The sequence below is a fragment of the Oceanobacillus sp. FSL K6-0251 genome (assembly GCF_038004725.1).
Taxonomy (GTDB): Bacteria; Bacillota; Bacilli; order Bacillales; family Amphibacillaceae; genus Oceanobacillus; species Oceanobacillus oncorhynchi.
Genome location: NZ_JBBORS010000001.1, coordinates 3,716,162 through 3,737,910 on the forward strand (window position 1 = coordinate 3,716,162; position 21,749 = coordinate 3,737,910).

17 protein-coding genes and 1 pseudogene are annotated in these 21,749 nt (G+C 36.0%); 2 read left to right on the forward strand and 16 right to left on the reverse strand.

Annotation, left to right across the window (positions count from 1 at the left end; translation table 11 throughout):
• Positions 1–302 precede the first annotated feature (302 nt).
• On the forward strand, positions 303–2,063 hold the full coding sequence (locus MKY45_RS18550) for a glycoside hydrolase family 13 protein (protein ID WP_332094396.1): 1,761 nt from the start codon (positions 303–305) through the stop codon (positions 2,061–2,063).
• Positions 2,064–2,346: 283 nt separating this feature from the next.
• Here MKY45_RS18550 and MKY45_RS18555 read toward each other — a convergent pair whose 3' ends face one another.
• The 4 genes from MKY45_RS18555 to MKY45_RS18570 are packed head-to-tail and all read right to left on the reverse strand — an operon-like array spanning position 2,347 to position 6,136.
• Positions 2,347–3,315, reverse strand: coding sequence for a sugar phosphate isomerase/epimerase family protein (locus tag MKY45_RS18555; protein WP_332094397.1), 969 nt, complete (start codon positions 3,313–3,315; stop codon positions 2,347–2,349).
• A 16-nt stretch (positions 3,316–3,331) separates the two neighbouring features.
• Entirely contained in the window at positions 3,332–4,366 is a 1,035-nt protein-coding gene (locus MKY45_RS18560; protein ID WP_042530131.1) for a Gfo/Idh/MocA family protein, read from the reverse strand.
• Positions 4,367–4,372: 6 nt separating this feature from the next.
• Entirely contained in the window at positions 4,373–5,401 is a 1,029-nt protein-coding gene (locus MKY45_RS18565; protein WP_256704993.1) for a Gfo/Idh/MocA family protein, read from the reverse strand.
• 27 nt (positions 5,402–5,428) lie between these two features.
• On the reverse strand, positions 5,429–6,136 hold the full coding sequence (locus MKY45_RS18570) for a ThuA domain-containing protein (protein ID WP_042530128.1): 708 nt from the start codon (positions 6,134–6,136) through the stop codon (positions 5,429–5,431).
• 192 nt (positions 6,137–6,328) lie between these two features.
• Here MKY45_RS18570 and MKY45_RS18575 point away from each other — a divergent pair, with 192 nt between their 5' ends.
• Positions 6,329–7,102, forward strand: a complete 774-nt coding sequence (locus tag MKY45_RS18575) for an AraC family transcriptional regulator (RefSeq protein ID WP_042530125.1) — start codon at positions 6,329–6,331, stop codon at positions 7,100–7,102.
• Between the two features lie 348 nt (positions 7,103–7,450).
• On the opposite strand, the gene MKY45_RS18580 is transcribed toward MKY45_RS18575, so the two are convergent.
• The 12 genes and pseudogenes from MKY45_RS18580 to MKY45_RS18635 form a co-directional block, all read right to left on the reverse strand.
• A complete protein-coding gene (locus MKY45_RS18580; protein WP_332094398.1) occupies positions 7,451–8,569 on the reverse strand; it encodes a glycoside hydrolase family 172 protein in 1,119 nt (372 codons plus the stop codon).
• Between the two features lie 27 nt (positions 8,570–8,596).
• Positions 8,597–9,421 carry a carbohydrate ABC transporter permease gene (locus tag MKY45_RS18585; RefSeq protein ID WP_042530121.1) on the reverse strand — a complete coding sequence of 275 codons (825 nt, stop codon included), beginning with the start codon at positions 9,419–9,421 and terminating at the stop codon, positions 8,597–8,599.
• Between the two features lie 3 nt (positions 9,422–9,424).
• The gene (locus tag MKY45_RS18590) at positions 9,425–10,357 is read right to left on the reverse strand and encodes a carbohydrate ABC transporter permease (RefSeq protein WP_332094399.1); all 933 of its coding nucleotides are present in this window, start codon (positions 10,355–10,357) and stop codon (positions 9,425–9,427) included.
• Positions 10,358–10,378: 21 nt separating this feature from the next.
• Positions 10,379–11,677 carry an ABC transporter substrate-binding protein gene (locus MKY45_RS18595; protein ID WP_332094400.1) on the reverse strand — a complete coding sequence of 433 codons (1,299 nt, stop codon included), beginning with the start codon at positions 11,675–11,677 and terminating at the stop codon, positions 10,379–10,381.
• A 74-nt stretch (positions 11,678–11,751) separates the two neighbouring features.
• A complete protein-coding gene (locus tag MKY45_RS18600) occupies positions 11,752–12,759 on the reverse strand; it encodes a substrate-binding domain-containing protein (RefSeq protein ID WP_042530119.1) in 1,008 nt (335 codons plus the stop codon).
• Positions 12,760–13,229: 470 nt separating this feature from the next.
• Positions 13,230–13,853 carry a YesL family protein gene (locus tag MKY45_RS18605; RefSeq protein WP_042530117.1) on the reverse strand — a complete coding sequence of 208 codons (624 nt, stop codon included), beginning with the start codon at positions 13,851–13,853 and terminating at the stop codon, positions 13,230–13,232.
• A gap of 23 nt (positions 13,854–13,876) precedes the next feature.
• Complete coding sequence (locus tag MKY45_RS18610) at positions 13,877–14,770, reverse strand: carbohydrate ABC transporter permease (RefSeq protein WP_332094401.1); 894 nt, start codon at positions 14,768–14,770, stop codon at positions 13,877–13,879.
• A 12-nt stretch (positions 14,771–14,782) separates the two neighbouring features.
• Positions 14,783–15,637 carry an ABC transporter permease gene (locus MKY45_RS18615; protein ID WP_084613013.1) on the reverse strand — a complete coding sequence of 285 codons (855 nt, stop codon included), beginning with the start codon at positions 15,635–15,637 and terminating at the stop codon, positions 14,783–14,785.
• 310 nt (positions 15,638–15,947) lie between these two features.
• Entirely contained in the window at positions 15,948–17,624 is a 1,677-nt protein-coding gene (locus MKY45_RS18620) for an extracellular solute-binding protein (protein WP_332094402.1), read from the reverse strand.
• 196 nt (positions 17,625–17,820) lie between these two features.
• On the reverse strand, positions 17,821–19,557 hold the full coding sequence (locus MKY45_RS18625; RefSeq protein ID WP_226894996.1) for a cache domain-containing sensor histidine kinase: 1,737 nt from the start codon (positions 19,555–19,557) through the stop codon (positions 17,821–17,823).
• Positions 19,558–19,573: 16 nt separating this feature from the next.
• Complete coding sequence (locus MKY45_RS18630; protein WP_175297006.1) at positions 19,574–21,112, reverse strand: response regulator; 1,539 nt, start codon at positions 21,110–21,112, stop codon at positions 19,574–19,576.
• A gap of 277 nt (positions 21,113–21,389) precedes the next feature.
• Positions 21,390–21,515 (reverse strand): annotated as a pseudogene (locus tag MKY45_RS18635) (LacI family DNA-binding transcriptional regulator); the annotation flags it as partial.
• Positions 21,516–21,749: the final 234 nt, after the last annotated feature.

A 21,749-nucleotide genomic window follows, 5' to 3' on the forward strand; every position in this document is an offset into this window, starting at 1 on the left:
ACATTTGCGCAAACGTTTGCACAAATATTCTAGAGTTAATACTAATCTATTATTTATTTTTTTGCAAGGGGTTTCAAAAAATATTTTTTTGTTGAATGGAGAAGTGTTAGAAAAATAGTCATTTTTTCCAAAAGAAAAATTTCTATTATATTTTCCTCTTGACTTATGACAGACTTTTTGCCAATAATAGATTTAACTACTTCATGTTTCACTAAAAATTTAAGGGCAATGCTTTGTCATAACAACAACCCCTGTTTTCTTAACCAGAAAGCAGGGGTTGTTTATTTTTAAGGAGGAGTTCCATGTTAAAAGAAGCCATATATCATAGACCGAAAGGGAATTTTGCTTACGCTTACAAAGAGAAAATATTGCATATTCGGCTGAAGACGAAGAAAAAAGATGCAAACAAAGTAAGCTTGATTTACGGTGATCCCTATGATTGGAAGAAGAAAAAATGGACTTATAAGAAAAAGCCGATGTCTATTTCCGCTTCAGATGACTTATTTGATTACTGGTTCATTGAACTTGATGTGCCTACGAGACGCTTAAGATATGGTTTTGAAATAAGCGATGGGAAGAATACATTAATTTATACAGAAAAAGGGTTTTATCCAAATATAGAAACTGACGATATATCCTACTATTTTTGTTTTCCATTCATCAATCCAATTGATATTTTTAAAACACCTGATTGGGTGAAAGAGACAGTGTGGTATCAAATTTTCCCGGACCGGTTTGCAAATGGAAATAAGAAAAATGATCCGGAGAAGGTTTTGCCCTGGGCTAGTGAAGCACCTGCCTTAGACAACTTTTTTGGCGGGGATTTTGAAGGTATCATTAACAATTTGGATTACTTAACTGATTTGGGAATAAACGGGATCTATCTGACTCCTATTTTTAAAGCATATTCCAACCACAAATACGATACCATTGACTATATGGAAATTGATCCGCAATTCGGAGACAAAGAAACGTTTAAAAAGCTTGTGGATGAATGTCATCAAAGAGGAATACGTGTGATGCTGGATGCTGTTTTTAATCATAGCGGTCTGTACTTTGGTCCTTTTCAGGATGTGCTGGAAAATCAGGAGAAATCGAAATACAAAGATTGGTTTCATCTGCATGAATTCCCGGTAAAGGATGTCTATCCACCTAACTATGATACATTCGGATATGTTGAAACGATGCCAAAACTAAACACAGAGAACCCGGAAGTCCGTTCTTACTTTTTAGATGTTGCCGCATACTGGATTGAAGAATTTGATATTGACGGCTGGCGTCTGGATGTAGCAAATGAAGTAGATCATTCCTTCTGGAAAGCATTCCGCAAGAAAGTTAAATCAATTAAACCTGACTTATATATTCTTGGAGAAATATGGCATGATGCACTCCCATGGTTGGAAGGAGACCAGTTTGATGCAGTCATGAACTATCCGTTTACCTTGGCAGGTTTAGATTATATTGCCAAAGAAAAGATTGACACTAAACAATTTGCTGACCGATTATCCAAATCTTATGCTTCTTATATGGAAAACAGTAATGAAGTGGCCTTTAACTTGCTCGACAGTCATGATACTCCTAGAGTTTTGACAGAATGCGGCGAGGATGTTAAAAAGGTTCGTCTATTGTATGCTCTGTTATTCTCTTTCCCTGGCACACCTTGTGTGTATTATGGCGATGAAATTGGTATGACTGGAGGAGAAGATCCCGAATGCAGAAAATGCATGGTATGGGATGAGGAGAATCAAAATACCTCTCTAAAAAACTTTATTAAACAATTTATTCAACTGCGCTTTACTGAAAAAGCATTTACACAAGGGAAGCTATCTATTATTCAGCCAAAAAAAGATGACTATTATTTTCATTTTATCCGAACGGTTGAAGACAGCTCTATTCACTTTTTTATAAACCCTGCGAATCAACCGACTGAGGTATCACTTGACTGTACTTCTACTAATCACGTTTTTAATCTATGGAATCAAAAGAAAATGCCAATTGAAAATAATAGTTTACGCATAGAAGTGCCAGCTAATGATTTCCTTATTTTAAAATTACAAAATTAGTATTATCTAATGATAGAATATATTTTTTAATTTCTTTCACCGGGTGTTATTTAAAATAAATAGTAAAAATAAGGGCTTAAATTTTTTTCATTACGAAATTATATAGAGTAAAAGTAACTGAAAGATATCTGTAATGAAAATGGAAATGTATTAGGATTTGCATTAATGACAATAGACCGCAGAAGGCATATTATTTTTATAAGATATAAAAAAGGAATTTCACATAACATGCGAAATTCCTTTTTTTCTATTTTTAGCTAGTTATATTCTCAGTGTTTTTGTCTTAAGCCCACCACATAGAAGCTGGAGGCTCCACGATATTCACCTGTTTTAAGTTCTTCACTGCAGCTTGAAAACCTTCTTCAACCGACATAATCGGATCTTCATGCTCTATACTAATCACATAATCATAGCCATATGTCCGAAGCGCACTCACAATATTCGACCATTCCTGAATACTATGGCCATACCCTACGGAACGAAAAGTCCAGGCACGTGTCTGCACTTCTCCATAAGGCTGCATATCAGTCAGCCCGTATATATTCACATTATCCTGGTCAATATACGTATCCTTAGCATGGAAATGATGAATGGCACCAGCTTTTCCAAGAATCTTGATTGCTGCTACCGGATCAATTCCCTGCCACCATAAATGACTCGGATCCAGGTTCGCCCCAATGGCATTATTTGTTGCTTCCCGCAGTTTTAGCATCGTATGCGGTGTATGGACGAGAAAACCGGCATGCAGCTCCAATCCTACTTTGACACCATGGTCTTCTGCAAATTGTCCCTGCTCTTTCCAATACGGAATCAATTTTTCTTCCCATTGCCATTTTAAGATATCGGCGTATTCCGTCGGCCAAGGGGTTACCGGCCAATTAGGATATTTCGAATCTTCATGGGAGCCCGGTGTACCTGAAAATGTATTAACAACCGGAACATCCAGCATCTCTGCCAAACGCACCGTTTTGATGAATGTATCATGGCTGGCTTTTGCCTGAGCTTTATTTGGAGAAACAGGATTATCATGACAGCTGAATGCGCTGATGGTTAATCCGCGTGATTCAATCTTATCTTTAAATTCTTTTCGCTTCTCACTGCTTTCCAATAATTCATCGATTTGACAATGCGCTGTACCGGGATTACCGCCTGTCCCTATTTCTACCGTATCCAGTCCAGCACCTTTCACATAATCAAGCATGTCTTCCAGCTTTTTATCTGCAAATAAAACCGTAAATACACCTAATTTCATTTTTCTCAGCCTCCCTTTAATTAATCGAGATACTTTTTCCCTGTTCACTGCTTTCATAAATGGCATCAATGACCTTCGTTACCTGCAGCGCATCCTCTGGACTGCTTTTCAATGTATCTTTCCCCAAGCAGGCATCGACAAAATTCTGTGCCTGTAAAAGGGCCGCTTCCTGTTGATCTTCCTTCGTATCGGCATGTGTCTCCACCATTCTATGATACTTCGGCTGATAGAATTCATAAGGAAAGACATTTACCCCTCCATTTTCGCCGGATATCGAGATATGTGTTTTATCCGCTTTGATATTTGCGGCCCAGGAGCATTCAAATAGCAGGGTGCTTCCATCATCAAAACGGATGTAGGCACTCACATGGTCATCGACGTCAATCGCTTCATGATCATAGCTTCCCCAGTCGTTAACCTGATCTGGCTGCTTACTTAAACACTGATAGGTTTGAGCATTGACCTCTATTGGTTTCGAAGGGGAAACAAGCCAAAGGGCTGTATCAAGTAAATGGCATCCCCAGTCAATCAAGCTTCCTCCGCCTTGAAGCTGTTTGTTTATAAATACACCCCAGCCTGGGACCTTTCTTTGCCGCATGGCTTGCACGCGCGTAACAATAGGTGCTCCCACTTCCGGCATCGACTCTTTTGCCAGCATCACAGAATCTACAAAACGATAATGATATCCAACCATTAATAGTTTATTATTTGCTTCTGCCGCTTCCAGCATGCGCTTTCCTTCATCTGCATTCATTGCCATTGGTTTCTCACATAAAACATGAACCCCTTGATTTAAGGCAGCAACTGCTATTGATTCATGAAATTTATTTGGTGTGCAGATGGTCACCGCATCTACGTGCTTGAACATGTCCAAATAATTTTCATATACATGAGGAATCGCATATTTTTCCGCTACTTCCTTCGCGCGGACCAAGTTAACATCCTGTACACCTGTTATTTCTACTTTATCACTTAATGACTGATAAACAGGGATATGGCGGTTTTCCGCTATTCCCCCTGCTCCAATCAGTCCCATTTTCAAACGCTTCATGATTTGTCACTTCTCCAAGGAATAGATTCTTTTTGTTTCAACGGATTCTAATGCTGCTAAAATAATAGCGAGCGATTTCTTTCCTTCTTCACCGTCGATCAAAGGTGTTGTATCATTTTGAATGGAATCAATAAAATGATCAATGACATGTGTCGTTGTCTGGCCGCCTTCATCATTGGACTGAATGGCGCCCAGCTCGTATTTTACTGTTTCGCCATTCGTATATTGAACAACTAAAGAGTACGTCGGGTCATCTTCTAAACGTAATGTAGCTTTCTCTCCGTAAATAATGGTGGAATTATCTTCTTTCGCTGTATAAGCCCAGCTGGCAGCTAATGTCCCAATCGTGCCTTTTTCTGATTTAAGTATCAGCGTCGCGTTATCATCTACATCTGCATTTTCTTTCGCACTGGTTTCCACGAACGCACCAACTTCTACAAATTCATCCTGTAATAAATAACGGACTAAATCAGCTTTATGCACGCCTAAATCTCCCATTGCCCCAATAAATGCTTCGTCTTTTTTAAAGAACCAGCTATCTTTGCCATCTGCACTCCATCCTTCTGGTCCGCCATGTCCAAATGTGGTACGGAAGCTGTAAACCTTGCCAACCGCTCCAGATGCAATCAGTTCTCTGGCTTTTTGATGCGAGTTGACAAAACGCTGATTATGTCCGATCATTAATTTCTTTCCACTTTGCTGTGCCGCTTCAATCATCTGATCTGCCTCTTCTGCAGAGGTTGCCATCGGCTTTTCACAAAGCACATGCTTTCCGGCATTCAGTGCATCCACACTGACAGGTGCATGTAAGTAATTTGGCAGACAAACGCTGACAGCATCAATGTCATCTTGTTTCAACAGTTCCTTATAATCTGTATATGCCTTTGCTTCATATTTAACCGCTGCTTCTTCTGCCCGTTCCCCGACGATATCGCACACTGCCGTGATTTCCACATGTTTATTTACTGCATATTCCGGCAGATGGCGATGCTTTGCTATACTTCCGCATCCGATAACCGCTATTTTCAAACTCATTTTACCGCTTCCTCTCTCTATCTTGATTTATTTTTCAATCGGCTGATAATTGCCATACGTATGCTTTGGAGTATCTTGATTCTTAGCCCATTCTACTGCATTTTTGATTACTTGCTGGACCTCAGCCTGATGATACGTCGGATAGGTTTCATGGCCAGGACGGAAATAGAATATCTTCCCTCTACCGCGTTTAAATGTTGCTCCGCTGCGGAAGACCTCTCCGCCGGTAAACCAACTGACAAAAACCAATTCATCTGGAGCAGGAATATCAAAATGCTCTCCATACATTTCTTCTTTTTCAATTTCAAAATATTCGCCAATTCCTTTGGCAATGGGATGAGATGGATCTACATTCCATACACGCTCTGTATCATCCGATTCACGCCATTTTAAATCACAGCCTGTCCCCATCAGTGATTTAAAGATTTTAGAGAAATGGCCGGAGTGAAGAACAATTAATCCCATTCCTTCTAATACACGCTGTTTTACGCGTTCCACAATGTCATCCTGTACTTCCCCATGCGCCATATGCCCCCACCAAACCAGGACTTCTGTGTTATTCAGCACTTCTTCTGTTAATCCATGCTCCGGTTCGTCTAATGTCGCTGTTGTTACGTCATGCCCTGCTTCTGTTAAAAAGCCGGCGATTGCGCCATGGATACCTTTTGGGTAAATGGATGCAACGGTTTCATTTGTTTTTTCGTGACGATTTTCATTCCATACAGTTATATTCATTCCTGTACCTCCTAGTTGTCTTATTTGCGTAAAGTAACGATTAATAAATCCAATAGAGAGAAAAACAGATCACAAGGATATAATCGCTTTCATTTACAGATAATCTAATTATTATCATAAAGGATATTCTATCAATTTAACATAAATGATATAATGAAAACATGAACTATTTAATTATAAAAGGAGAAAAATATGAGAGTCAGCTTTTGCGGTTATTCCTATCATAACCAATTATTTCACACGATGCATAAATCTCGTTATGCCTCATATCTGTTTCGATTACAGATCGAAGGTAAAGCGAAAATTAAAGTAAACAATGAAACACATCATATTGAAAAAGGCGATTTATTAATTGTCAAACCCGGGGAAACCTATGAACTGCATGTAGCAGAAGGCCAACAAAGCGGTGACTATTGCTTATATTGTGAAGGCGAAGAAGTTGACCAGCTTTTTCGCCACAGGCCAGTACTTTCCAAAATTACGATGGATCACACCGTCTTAAATTTATGGCAATCCCTCTTTATTGAAGAAAGAAGACCGGAAAAAGAAAAGAATAGTAAATTAACTCACTACTTGCTAAGTGCACTTTGTGTTTCTCTAGAACGCTCATTGGATAAAAAATCAACAGACATTAACAGACCTTATATTGTTACAAAGATGATGCGCTATATTGAAGAAAATGCAACCAAACAAGACTTCAAAATAAATGATATTGCAAATTATTGTAATATGAGTGTGTCAAGATGTGTTCACCTTTTCAAGGAATATATTGGACAAACAATGGTGGAATATGCACAATCGATTCGGATTTCTACCGCAATCAATCAGATGAAATATACAACAATGACATTAGAAAATATTGCCCAAAACTGCGGCTTTGGCTCTTATTCGTATTTTCACCGTGTTTTCAAGAAATTTCATCTTGTTTCTCCAAGGGAATATCGTGAGAAAATGTTTGAATCTTAATGGTTGAATAAGCAAGTCAGTAAATTAAAAATTCCAGTGAACCATCCAAAGCTAAATAGAATTTATACCTTTAAACAGCTATATCTGAATTACTTATAACTCTATACCCCTTTGTTGGCTTATAGCAATAGTACCTTTAAGTATTGCAGCCCAGGAAGTCAAAAATTAATAGTTACTTTTAAAAAAAGTTATTTAATGAACTATGCTGAAGTTCTATTTTAATGGCAATTATCAAATCTCTTATCAAAATAATTTCAGTTATGCCGTGAGAGATTAGATTAGAAAACTCTCAATAAAGAGAAACTTCCTTGTTTTGTGCTAAGAAGTTTCTCTTTTTATCCCTGTATCTTATCTTGGTCGTCTCTCTTTTGTTTCTGGGAATTTAGGAAACGGCTGATGCGGCATTGTTTGATACCAATATGCAACTGATGAAATATCATCTGCACGTTCAAACAATTTAATATCATCATTACCTATTTGTTGAAGCGTCACTGTCAATTTTTCATCAAAACGTATTGGATCCGGTAAATGCCAACGATACAGTCCATGCATTGGCAACGCATCTCTTCCGAATCCATGCGTCGGAATACTATCTTTAGTTGGAAAATTATCCCTTGTATGATCCTCCGTAGATTGAAAAGCATAACCTAAAAACGGTGTATTATAAGTGGATGATCGAATAACTCCATCTTTATGTTTTTTATGAAAAGCCCAAGCTCCGCCAAAATAATCTTCGGTACCTGTGCCGCAAATAGTCGGATATTTTTCATCATCATCAATATAGAATTTAAATTCTCCTTCGCCCCACCAATAACGCTCCAGTGCAGTTAAAGCAAGATAGGTTCCAACATAATGCCCCTTTCCTTCAATATTCCTGACTACCGTATAATCTTTTGCTTCCTTCGTATATTTTTCTCGACGCCATTGTGCATGAAAATATGCTGTATCATCGTCTATTTCGTCTTCTACGGTATAATTAATAGTGTAGAAGAAAGCATCAATATCTCCCTCGTGTTCATTTGTTATTTCGATACGTGCTTTTTTCCTAAATGGCATTGGAAAATAACAATTCATTGCTCCGGATGGATTAACTACGATAGGCATAGAATTAATATCACATCGTGTTCCAAAGCCATTACAGAAGAAGTCTCCCAATGGAGTTTCAACAGATGGTGTTTCTTCATTATCCCAATACATCCGCAATACAAGATCTCTTAGTACAAAGCTTCCGTGTATGGTTGCATCTGTCACTGTCATCCAAATATGACGAATAGTTCCCGGCCCCTCTATTTCTGCCAATGTCAAGGTTTCCCCACTCTTTATTTGGATCATCGGGCTCCCTTTTCTGCTTGGTCCTAACTCACTTCCTTCTTTACCACCTTCTCCGGCTGCTCCAGTAGGATTCTCTGGATTAATAGACCTGCTTTTATTCTTTTTTAACTTTTCAATTCCTTCTAGTGTAAACATTTCAAAACTCCCTTTCTATATTATAATTTATCCTTTTATTGCTCCTCCGGTTAGACCGGAAATAATTCCTTTTCTGAATATAACTGTTAATATAACAATTGGTAGCATTGCAATGATTGAACCGGCAAATATGGTGCCGTATGGAATGGAATATGGACCACTGAATAGTGCAATACCAACCGAAACCGTCCGCATTGACGGATCTGAATTTATAATTAATGCCAGGAAGAATTCAATCCATGTTGCAATATAAGTGAAAATCGCTGCTGTAAATAACCCAGGCTTAATTAAGGGAAGGTATATTTTGTAAAAAATAGTAAATACATTTGCTCCATCAACTCTTGCGCTTTCTAGCAACGAAGTCGGAATCTGTACAAAATAATTTCGTAACAACCAAACTGCGAATGGCAAATTAAAAGCTATATAAGGGATTACCAGTCCAGTATATGTGTTCAACAAACCTAAATTATTCAGCATAATATAGACGGCCGGCGCAACGGTAACTGGAGGAAACATCGATAAAATCAACAGTCCAACCATCATTGGATATTTATTCGGTAATGGCAGTTTTGCTATAGCAAAGGCTGCCATACTTGAAAATATTAGTACAATAATTGTTGCAGATACAGATACAATCATACTGTTGAATAAATTTTCTAAAAAACCAAAATCAACTAATGCTTCCCGATAATGATCTAGTGTCCATGTTTCCGGAATTAAACTGGGCGGATAATCCCCCAATTCAGATGCCGGTTTTAAAGACGTAATAACTATCCAATAGAATGGGGCTATAATAATAGCCAAAAAACTAATCAAAACGGCATAACGGCCAGCAGTGGATAATCGTCGCATAGGTTAAGACTCTCCTTTCACAACAGAGCGAATCAGCGGATAAAATGTAATTGACAACATAATAATGAAAAATACAACGCTTACAGAAATCGCTGAACCTAGACCAAAATTCAAATTCTGAAACAATGATTTTTGTGCTAACATTGCAACTGGTTGGGTAGCGTTACCCGGTCCGCCACCTGTTAATACAAACGGTAAATCAAATACCCCAAAAGCTTGTAATAAGCGAAAAATAATAGAAACTGCAATACTACCTTTAATAGCTGGCAACGTAATCTTCCAAAATTGTTGCCAAACATTTGCTCCATCCATGGAGGCAGCTTCATATTGATCCTTTGGAACCATTTGTAATCCTGCTAATAATATAATGACAACAAATGGGGTGGTCTTCCATATTTCTGCAATCATCATGCTGATAACAGCTGTATCGGGAGTCGCCAGCCAAGCAATTGGGCTGTCAATCAGATGTAGTGTTTCCAAAACATAGTTTAATACGCCATAGACAGCATTGTAGATGTATGACCACATCTGACCGGATACGACAGTGATTAACGCCCATGGGATTAACATAACAACCAGAGATACATTTAATAAACGCTTCACTTTATTAATCGCTAGCGCAATTAACAGTCCTAGCACAATTTCAACAGCAACCGTGACAAAAGCAAAATAGAATGTAAACCATATGCTATCCCAATAAACCGGGTTGGTGAAGATATCAATGTAATGCTGCAGCCCAATAAAATCGAATATATACCCGCTGCTTGAGATATCTACATTGCTTAAGCTCATACGAATGGTGTAAAAAATTGGATAGAACATAATCGCTGCAAGCACCAGAAAAGCAGGAAGTACCATTAAATATCCGGGCACGTTTTTTTTCCATGGTCTATGATGCAAGGGTTGTTGATTCACATTTTTAGTTCTATTTGACATGCCTAAACCTCTTTTCTTGTGTTATAATCCAGATTCATTTGCTGATTTTATTTGTTCTTCCATAACTTCCAGTATTTCCTTAACATCTCGATCTCTGACAAACATATCATTCACATTCATATATATACCTTCAGAAATAGCATTATAGTTTGGAGATTTCGGCCTTGGTGTCGGAACTGCTTCTTGATAAATTTCTAATATAGGATATTCCTGAATCATTTCAGGATCTTCCGTAATACTGATATTGGTCGGAATCATATCATGTTTTTCTACCATCAGCCTTTGAGCTTCTTCACCTGTTAAATAATCCATAAAAGCTAAAGATGCTTCTAGGTTCTCTGTATTTGGGTTGATAAACACATTCCATCCGGATTGTGTTGTGTTACTTTCTCCGCCTTCAAAGGCAGGAAGCGGTACTATTCCTACATTTTCACTTATTGCAGAGGTATCCGGATCCTGTAATTGACCATAGTAACTCATCCAATTACGTAAGAAAGCTGCTGATCCTGAACTAAACGTATTCGTTGCTTCATCTTCATGAAAAGTAGCTACTGCATTTGGTGTTGCACCGCTCGTAAACAACTCTTTTACAAAGGATAAAGCTTTTTCTGTTTCCGGTGAGTTAATCACGACATTCTCATCTTCATCTAAGACATCCCCGCCTGCTGCACGTAAATATTCTAAGAAATTTGTCGTTAACCCTTCATAAGAAGCTCCCTGCCAAACGAACCCGTAGTCCACATATCCCTCTTCTTGTAATTGTATGGAGGTTTCTTGCAATTCTTCCCATGTGCTCGGAACAGGCAACCCCGCTTCTTCTAAAATATCCTCGCGATAATAAAGAACGCCGATATTATCATAGAATGGAGCACCATAGATTCCGCCTTCATAAGTAACAGAATCAATCAATGTTTCTGGAAAACGATTCCAAAATTCCTCTGGCATTACATTTGACAAATCCATTGCAATGTTTGCATTCCCAAATTGTGCTGGCCAATTGGAATCCCCGCTGTAAATATCCGGTGTTTCGTTTTGCCCTCCAATTGTGGTCGTATAATAAGTTTGTGATTGATTTGTAGTAGACGGTGCTTCCTCCAACTCAACATTAACGTTTGGGTATTGTTCTTCAAACCCTTCTATTAATTCTTGTCTTAACCCTAATCCGGAAAGGCCTCCGCTTGACCATACAATTGTTCCTTCTGGCTCAGAATAGTCTACAGGTTCCTGCATATCCTCTTCAGAAGAAGCATTCTCATTATTACTACAACCTACTATTAATAAAAGTAGAATAATATTAGAAAAACAAATGATTTTTTTCATTTTCTTCATCCTCCACGAAAAGTTAAACGTTTAACTTTCGAGTTAAAAATTAATAAGTTTATCAAACTTATTATTTAAATTTTACTTTGAATACACCCGCATGTCTCTCCAATAATCAATTTATTCTTTAACTCCTCTGTCTTTTTATTTTCTCCGTTTTTTATATCTAATAACTTTTGTATTGCTTGCTCCCCTATTCTTTGAACAGGTTGCTCAATAATAGTGATTTGCGGATGTAAAAATTCCATCCATGGTTCTATATCAAATCCTATAACTGCAATGTCATCAGGAATTTTTTTATCTCTTTTTTTCAGCTCTCTATATGCTCCTAAAAGTAATTGGTTATTCGTAATGTAAACTGCTTCTATACGAGGATTTTGGTCCAATAAATTTTTCATTGCTTTCTGACCAGTTTCAATACTTCCGTCACCACAAGCTATAAAGTTGTCTTTTACAGAGAAACCAGCAGATTTCATTGCCTTCATATATCCCTGTTTTCGATCTTCCATAGAGGAAACTTCCGTATTTGCATAAATAATACCTATTTCTTTATAGGAATGTTCGTTGATTAGATGATTGACTGCTTCAACTGAAATTTGTTCATTATTTGTAGCTAACGTATATTCTTCCAGACCAGGCACTTTACGATCCAAAAAAACCATAGATGTGTTATTTAGATAGCGTTTTAATTTTTCCTTTGTCCATCCTTTTGTTGGTGCCATAATAATTCCTTCTGCTCTTTGTTGCATCAGAGAATCAAGAAATGACTGTTGTGCTTCTATGTCTTCCCCTGTACTTCCTACAATAATTTTCCAACCTAAGGCTTCTGCTTGAACCTGTATTCCATTAAGTACATCTGTAAAAAATGGATTATAACCAATGGTTAAAACACCAATTAATTGGCTAGAACCAGATTTAAGCTGGCGAGCGGATGCATGTGGTATATAACCTAATGTTTCAACAGATTTTAACACTTTCTCTTTCGTTTCTTTCTTTACAGATTTTGTACCATGTAATACATGCGATACTGTAGCTGTTGATAAACCGCAATGTTTACTTACATCTTTCAAAGTTACGTTCAAAAGACACCCTCTCCTAAATAAAAAAGTTAAACGTTTAATATTTAATTACATAATAAAGATATCGCTTTCAATTGTCAATAAATATCGAGATTTTTTATTCACTTATATAAGTTGAACTTAATATTTTACCTTTCGGCAACCGCTACAGAAAAACACTTCTTTTCCCATGGTAGTCTCTAGGATTTTTCTCCGCTGGTTACAGTGCTTATCCTTTAAATAAATAGTTAATTTTTAGACACAAAAGAAAGATTTATTAATTCACTTAATATTGATTGCAATAGTAAATGTCTCACTCTTTGGAGTGACACTATACAATGTTTGAATAGAATTTCTTAATAAGTTGCCTAAGTCAACTTATTAAGAAATTCAGCGAACTCTCCTGCTAAAGTCTGACAGTTTATCAAAGGATTCGTTTAATATGCTAGAATTTTATTTATCTTTTATCAATACTATTCTCCAAAAATCTACTGTTAAGTTTCATACTTTTCAAATATTCTTCTAATCATAAAAGAGCTAACATAAGCAATAAAAGAAAAACCAATAAAAATATCCATATATAATTTTATTACCAGCCATAATGGTGAGAAGAGCATTAACACTCCGGGTCCCAGTATAAAGACAATAATTAATAAAATAAAATACATATTAGCTATACTTATTTTTATTACATTTATACAAGCTTCTTTTATTGTACACTTATAACGTGCAATATATGGAAAAATCAGTACAAGATATATACAGAAAATGGCCGAGAACATTACTAAACTCATTAAAATTATTGTTGAAAATTTTCCAGTATAAAATTGTAAAAAGAAATAGTTTAATGCTAGAATTATTCCGAATAAAGCTAAAAGCCCCCAAATAAGCGTACTTTGTTTGAAATTATTTTTGAATGCCTGCCAAAACCCGTTGATTAGCCCACCCTCTTCACCCCTAACCATTTTCAACGTAATTGAAAACATAGCAGTAACAGAAGCACCAATTGTTACAATCGGCAAACTGAAAAGGATAAACACTATATTTAGTAAAATCAATTCTACTACTCTAGATAAAAAATGATATACAGGACCGTCTATCCCTAAGATACTCCCCATGTTTTATTCCTCCCCAGTTGACACTATTCTTTAACAGATCCCACAACAATACCCGTTACAAAGTATTTTTGAAGAAAAGGATAAATTAATAATAAAGGAATCGTAGAAACTACTATTTTTGCTGCATTGAGATTCCGATTCTGTACTTCAGCAATATTCTGCAGCGCATCACTACTTGTACCAGACCTCACCAACTCAGAAATATCAATGGTAAGAGACTGAATATAGGTCATAATCGGATAGTTACTTACTTGACTCATATAAATAAGTCCTGTCATAAAATCATTCCAGTTACCTACAATACTAAACAATGCCACTGTTGCTAGAGCCGGCAAAGAAACCGGAATATAGACTTTAGTTAATATTTGCAGTGGACTGGCACCATCAATAATAGCTGCTTCTTCCAAAGATTTTGGGACACCGACAAAGAAATTCATAATTAAAATCACGCTAAAAATTGGTACTGCCCCCGGTAAGACTAAAACCCAAATGGTATCTAATAAATTCAGGTTCCTGATGATAATATAGGTCGGAATTAATCCGCCGCTAAATAACATGGCAAAAATAATGATGTTCATATAGATATTTCTACTCTTGAATTCACGTTTCGTTTTGGATAATGGGTAAGCCATTAACACAATTAATGTCAAGTTAATTACTAAAGCAAGCACCACGCGCTGTACAGATATAAAGAATGATCTCCAGAACTGTGCATCCTCCATAATCATTTCGTAAGCACCTGTTGAAAAATTGACCGGCGTAAGTCCAACTATGTTAGCCGCCACTGCTGCCCCGCTGCTGAAGGATATAGCAACGATATTCCACAAGGGTAATAGACATATTAACCCCAAAAATATAACGATAAGATAAATGATAAATTTTCCCATTTTCGTGGAGAGACTATTTCCTTGTATCATTTATACTCCCCCTTAGAATAATTTTCTTTCTGTGAATTTTTTGGCTATATTATTAGCTGACAGTATTAGAATCAAACCAATTACAGATCTAAACAAACCTACAGCTGCTCCAAAACTGTAATCACGTCCGACCAAACCTTCTCTATATACATAAGTATCAATCGTATCCCCAGTTTCATAAACCATTGGAGAATAGAGGTTATATACTTGATCAAAGCCGCCTTCTAGTACACTTGGGAGACTTAAAATGGCTAAGAGCAGGATAATCGGCAGCATCCCCGGTAAGGTAATATGCCAAACACGTTTCCACCAATTTGCTCCATCCATACTGGCAGCTTCATGCAAGCCTGGATCGATAGAAGCAATAGCAGCTAAATAAATCACGGAGTTAAAGCCAAACTCTTTCCAGACATCCGAACCAATTAATAAGGGCTGAAACCAGGTATTACTTCCAAGAAAATTAATTCTATCCAGACCGAACGAATCTAAAATTTGATTAACCGTTCCGTCCAAACTAAATAAATTGACCACAACCGTTGCCAAAACTACCCATGATAAAAAGTGAGGTAAATAAACAATAGTCTGTACAGATTTTTTAAGCAATTTCACACGAATTTCATTTAATAAAATCGCAAATGCAATTGCAAGCAGCGAACCAAAAATAATTTTCCCTAATGCAATTACAATTGTATTCCGAAACACTTTTCCAATATCAGGAAGGTTGAACATATAACTGAAATGTTCCAGTCCTACAAACTCTGAGCCAAAGAAACCTTTTGCCGGTACAAAATCCTGAAAAGCCATGATGATTCCAAACATTGGCGCAAAGCTAAATATAAGCAAAAAAATCATTCCTGGCGCTAGCATAGCGTGGTAGGTTAATTTCGCCTTTTTCACATCTTTCTTACGATCACGTGCAGGTGCAACCTGATTATTTATTGCCAACTTCTTTCCCTCCTTTAAAGAAAACTTGGTATTCGTTAAAGGGAGTCTTGAAAGCGTATTTTGCTTTCTTAGAATCCCTTATGCTCTGGAGTGCAAGCCTTTCGGCGAATGCCTTAGTTGCGCTTATACTTGGTATCTAAAAATTTTTACTACGTCGAATCACTTCTGCGCTAAAATTTTATGCTTTCCTAATGTGTAACAGAGGGGCTGTTGCTCAACCCCTCTTCACTATCTATTCTTGTTGAGTCAGCTCTTCTTCTATTTCATCCAGGATTTCGTTACCGCCTTGATTATGCCAGTTGTCAACAAACGTATCAAAATAATCAACCGGCTCTGCTCCTGTTATAATCTTAATAAAGTCTTCTTCTTCTAACTTTGTTAGATTAGCTCCTTTTTGTTCCATTGTTGGTGTGTTCACCACATAAGCTGCTTCTACCCAATTAAATCGTTCTTCTTCCGTCAGCTTGTTCATTAACCCCCACCCTACAATACGGGAATGATAGCTAGACCAGTTAGAAGTTGGTGCGTCCTCAGGATTTTCCGTATAATTTTCAATTCCATTTATACTTTGTCTAACTTGAGGATTAGTAATTTCTTCAACAGCCATCTCTTCATTCAAAACAGCTTGAACATCTTGATAATCATCCAAATATGTCTGCATTGGAAGAACTACGATGTTAAATGGTTTCGTTGAATCATCGACACCTTGTTCCAAATATTCTGCGACCTCAGGGAACGTATTTTCCATATCCTCTTCTGTTGTATTTTCAATGTCGTCATAAAATAAGTTCAACATTTCGACTGCTTTCTCTGGATGCTCATATCCTTTCCTGACAACGATAAAATTACTGCCTGTTGTTTTTTGTTCGGGTACATTTACTTTGCCCTCATCATCCGCTAATGCATAAGCTGTAAATCTTGCATCATTATCCATCTCTCTAATATTCGATAACCCCCAGTCCGGTATGTGCCAAGGGCCTGTTGCGATACCTGTTTGCCCATTTGTAAGCAAGGCCATAATGTCATCAAATGACCTCGTTCCAAATTGCGGGTCAATGATACCTTCCTCAAACCAGTCATTCATTAATTCAAGTGCTTGTTTTGTACCTTCTGATGTTGATCCATAAGAAATACTGCCATCTTCTTCTATTAAATATTTTTTAGGCTGTCCTTCATAAACCGCAGCAATAGAATTCATCGTAAATGATCCATAATCTCCTGCATTTAAATAATTTTCAAAAGGTACCCCAACCGGATTGCCAGAATCACCTGGATCATTTTCAATGAAAGATTTTGCAACTTCTTCCAATTCGTCCAAAGTAATCAGGCTGTCTCCATCTTCATCTATTGATAAATCTAATTCTTCTAACCAATCCTCACGTATCCAAACCATTTGCGGTGCTGCCAGAGACTCCGTTCCCGGAAGTGCCATAAGGCTGTCCTCAAAGGTCGCATCTTCTAAAGGCTGATTATCATAGGTGGCATAGGTTTCTTTAATATAATCACTCGCATTTTCTTCATATACATCGCTTAAATCTTCAATTAAATCATTATCGACTAAATCTTTCAGCTCCTCTCTGGAAACGATCATCATATCTGGTAAATCTCCAGAAGAAATAGCCAAAGCTACTTGCCTGTTATAGTCTTCTCCCTCTGCTTCGAATGCATTTCGAATCTCTATATCTAATACTTCTTCAGCTACACGAGTATACGCATTATCTTCAAAAGTATCCCCTTCAGGCAGTTTAGGATTGGAGCCTGTCGAACGGCCGATATTGATAATAGGCTTGCCATCTTCTGTTGTTGTTTCCCCATCATTGGAAGATTTCTGTACACATGCAGCTAATGTACTGGTTAGCATTAATAAGATTATTAGTAATTTAATATTTTTCAATGAATCCGTTTTCATTTTCTTGTAATCTCCCTTCATATTCTGTCTTTCTAGCAAAATCATGGCCATCGATTTCGTATAAATTTATTTTAATTGATGTTTGATGCATGGGAAATATCAAATAATCCGTTTTCATATACTATTTTCCGGAATATTTTATTATTTTCATGCTTGAATTAAAAAAACCCCACAACTATTTTGTGGAGTTTTTCTCCTATTCATCTACATGGTGAGACAATTGTGTCTCTCCATGAACAATTGGGATAACCAAAGTTACTTTCGTATAGTAATCCATTTCACTTTCATACTTTAAACCGTAAGAAGAACCATAAAATAATTGCACTCTATTATGGACATTTCTAACACCATATCCTTCCGTCTTGGTAGTTAAGATGGACTGTAGCTTCGTTGGTTCTATTCCTGCTCCATTATCAGTCACAGAAAATTCTAATGTATTTTCTATTCTTTTTAATTTGATCATCAATTTCCCACGCTCAGAACTTTCTTTATGGTCGATTCCATGATTAATAGCATTCTCCACTAATGGCTGTAAAAGTAAATTTAACATGGTATAGTGATAAGTTGATTTATCCAGTTCATAATGTACATCAAATGAATTGGAATGCATTAATTGTTGAATATTTATATAAGAAATCACATTTTCAAGTTCTTTCTCTACTTCTATAATACTTCTCCCTTTATTTAAAGTAGTTCGATAAAAGCTGGACAGGTGTTGAGTCATCTGGCTGATTTCTTCTTGTTCTGCCATAATAGCTTTACTATTAATCAATGAAAGGCTATTGTAGAAAAAATGCGGATTGATTTGCGCCTGTAAAGCTTTCATTTCATATTCTTGCTGGGCAATTTTACTTTTATATACCTGATTGATCATATTATTTAATTTATTGACCATATCTCCAAATTGTTTGATTAAGCTTCCAATTTCATCCGTACCGCTGTTAAAAACGGAGACTGTCAAATCTCCTTCTTCTATCTTTCGCATATTTTCCGATAGTTTTTCTAGTGGTCTAACCACTACTTTTGCCAATAAATAAATAGATAATACCATAATTAAAATACTTAATAAGATAACCAATACAACCGTTACTCTCATCGGAAGCGTAGCAGCTGAAATAATATCAGTCGGCCGATATAAATAAACAGTCCAACTATAAGAAGGTAATTCAGCTTGTTGAATGACAAAATCAGATTCAATGTTATCAACACCTTCTGCTGACTCTAATAATGAAAATTTACCTTCCAGACTTCTATCAGAAAATGTTTCATATGAATAAACAGGATTTCCGTCACTGTCCAAAATTGCGACACCATAATCCTCTTCAAATAAACTGGACATTGAGTCAAAAAATTGTTGATAATTTATTTCCATTTGAAGAATATTATTATACATTCTGCGTTCATCAAATATTGGATAAATCAGCTTAAATATTTCATCCTCCGATGAAGCTACCAGAGTTGGCCGATTCGAATCCTTAGTACTGTTAAACCAGCTATTTTGATTAATGTCTGCCAGCGGTCTCAGTAATTGATCATAAGGGTTCATTTGATTATCGGTATAAACAGTAATAGAATCAATATCCGTCTGTAAAGTTGGCGGGGTAGCCAATGTAGGAGCCAATGTATCATTATAAAACTTATACATTTCATAGTTGCTATCATACTCTGCAGTTAATCCATTTTTTATTTCTTCATTCCATACAATTTGATTAACTATGTTCAAATAATTATCGATTTTATAATCTATATTTAGAATGGACTGGTTTAATGCTTCAGAAAGATTTTCATTTTCACGGGTAACTAATGAATCTTGTATTTGGTAATACCACATACTTCCTAACGTCATAATAGGTAAGCAGCTGGCAACAATACAAATCAGTAATATTTTCTTGCGGAATTTTAAATTAATAAAGCCTTGTTTAAAAAGATTCATCTCATTCACTTCACCTCTACCTTCTTTTCATCTCCCGGTATTTTTGGGGACTGACACCTAAATGCTCTCTAAAAATTCTAATAAAATAGGAATCGTTTTTATAACCAATCACTTTACTTATAGTATTCACTTTCATATTGGTATTACTAAGCAATTCTTCTGCTTTATTCATCCTTACCTGTTTAATATATTTATTAATTCCTACCCCAGTATCCTGTTTGAACTTATCACTTAAATAACCAGGCGTTAAATATACTTTTTCCGCTAACATGTCTAAACCCAGGTCTTTTTCTATATTCTCTATAATATATTGTTTCACTATTTCAATGACATGCTTCGGTGAATTCTTTTCTTCTTCTAATCCTTTTATTACTTTCCTTTGTACTTCCAGTAAAGTCTGCTTGATGTCAGAGAAATGTTTATAAGAGTAGATTAATTCAATGTATCTATTCATGCTGTCTTTACTGTATTCCGGCATTGTCTGAAAAAATAACTGCAGCAGCCGGGCGAACAAGAAGCGAAGATAACCTTGTGCAGTATTCGTTCTTTTATCGTACTTTTGAATAATTAGACTTATCTTTTGCTCTAATTCTACTGTATCCCCCTGTTGAAGTGCTCTTTCGATTTCTTCTAATAAATATTCATCTTCTTTGTACTCTTTACTATCTGTTAATGGTGTATCAATTGGATAGATAAAGACATCTGAATAAAAAAAGCGATCTTTTAAGTAACCTTCTAACTCATTATACGTTTGAGCTATTTGGACTGGATTCTTCATATGATTACTTACAGAGAGAACACAATTGATGCCATATGTTTCTTGGATTTTTTGTTGTATTTGCTTAGCAGCTTCCTTATATGTAAATGGTCTCCTTAAATTATCTTTAAATAGTAAGACGATTTGAAAAGGATTTAGATTAATTACGTCATATTTACTATCTAATGTGGCTCTCTTAATCACTTCATAAAAATATTCATTTTCTTCCTCAAACAAACTATCCAAAAAAGCAGTATCAGAATGGACAAGAATCATTCGATTATAGTCATTTAAAAAATCAAAATTTAAGAAAGGGTATTCATTTTTCAATATATCTATCGGTGTTTGATTTAATAAACGATATAGAATATGCTGTTTTATAAATAATTGATTTACTTCTCTTTTTTCTTGCTCCTCTTTACGTTTTTTAATATTCCTCATTACTTCTGTCATTGTTTGATTAAATTCTTCTGGTTTAACAGGCTTTAATATATAATTATCAGCTCTTAGCGTTAGGGCTTTCTTAACAAAATTAAAATCATCATGACCGCTAAAAAATATAATTTCTATATCATCATAGCGCTCCCTTACTTTCGTTGCTAATTCTATACCGTTTACAAAAGGCATTTGCACATCAGTAAGTAAAATATCAGCAGGGCTTCTCACTAATTCTTCAAAAGCTTCTTTCCCATTAGCCGCTTCTACGATTTCTAACTCGAAATCAAATTTTTTTAATAAAAAACGAATGACGTTTCTTTCATCTTTTTCATCATCTACAATTAGAATACGATACATCATCCGACCTCCTTTATTAAAATATAACATTCATTTAAAGATATGAACTATGTTTATTCTAAATTATCTTTTGAGAAAACTTCATAATTTACTATCATTTGACTGATGTATAACTTAAATAGGATAAATAATGCATAAAATAAATGAAAAAGAACCCGTTTCCGATAAAGTTAATAGTATCACAATTAACTACCGGAAAAGAGTTCTTATAATGGCTGCTTTATTTTTTAAATCACACTTTGTTTCAAACTAAATTAAAATTATTTAACAATCGAGAAGAACTATCCTTAATTGTCTGTTCAATCTTTTTTCTTGTTGCTTCACTGACATATCCATCATTTAAATATCTGGACACGGTGCTCTTTGCAACTCCTGCTTTTTCAGAAATATCTCGAATTGTGGCCATAATTTCTATCCTTTCAGCTCTGGTCATCTTCTATTCTTATTAGATATTATATCTTATTATCCTGCCATTTTCACTCATTGTATAATTAACACCTGAATTATTCCTGGAATATTGCAGCCTTACAAATTCTTACCTACCACCGTATAGTCGTTGCAAATAAATAAAGCAATAAGCAATAATATAAGAAATTGCTCATTTAAGTGTTTTTAGCTTACCATTAAAGTTTATTTTAAC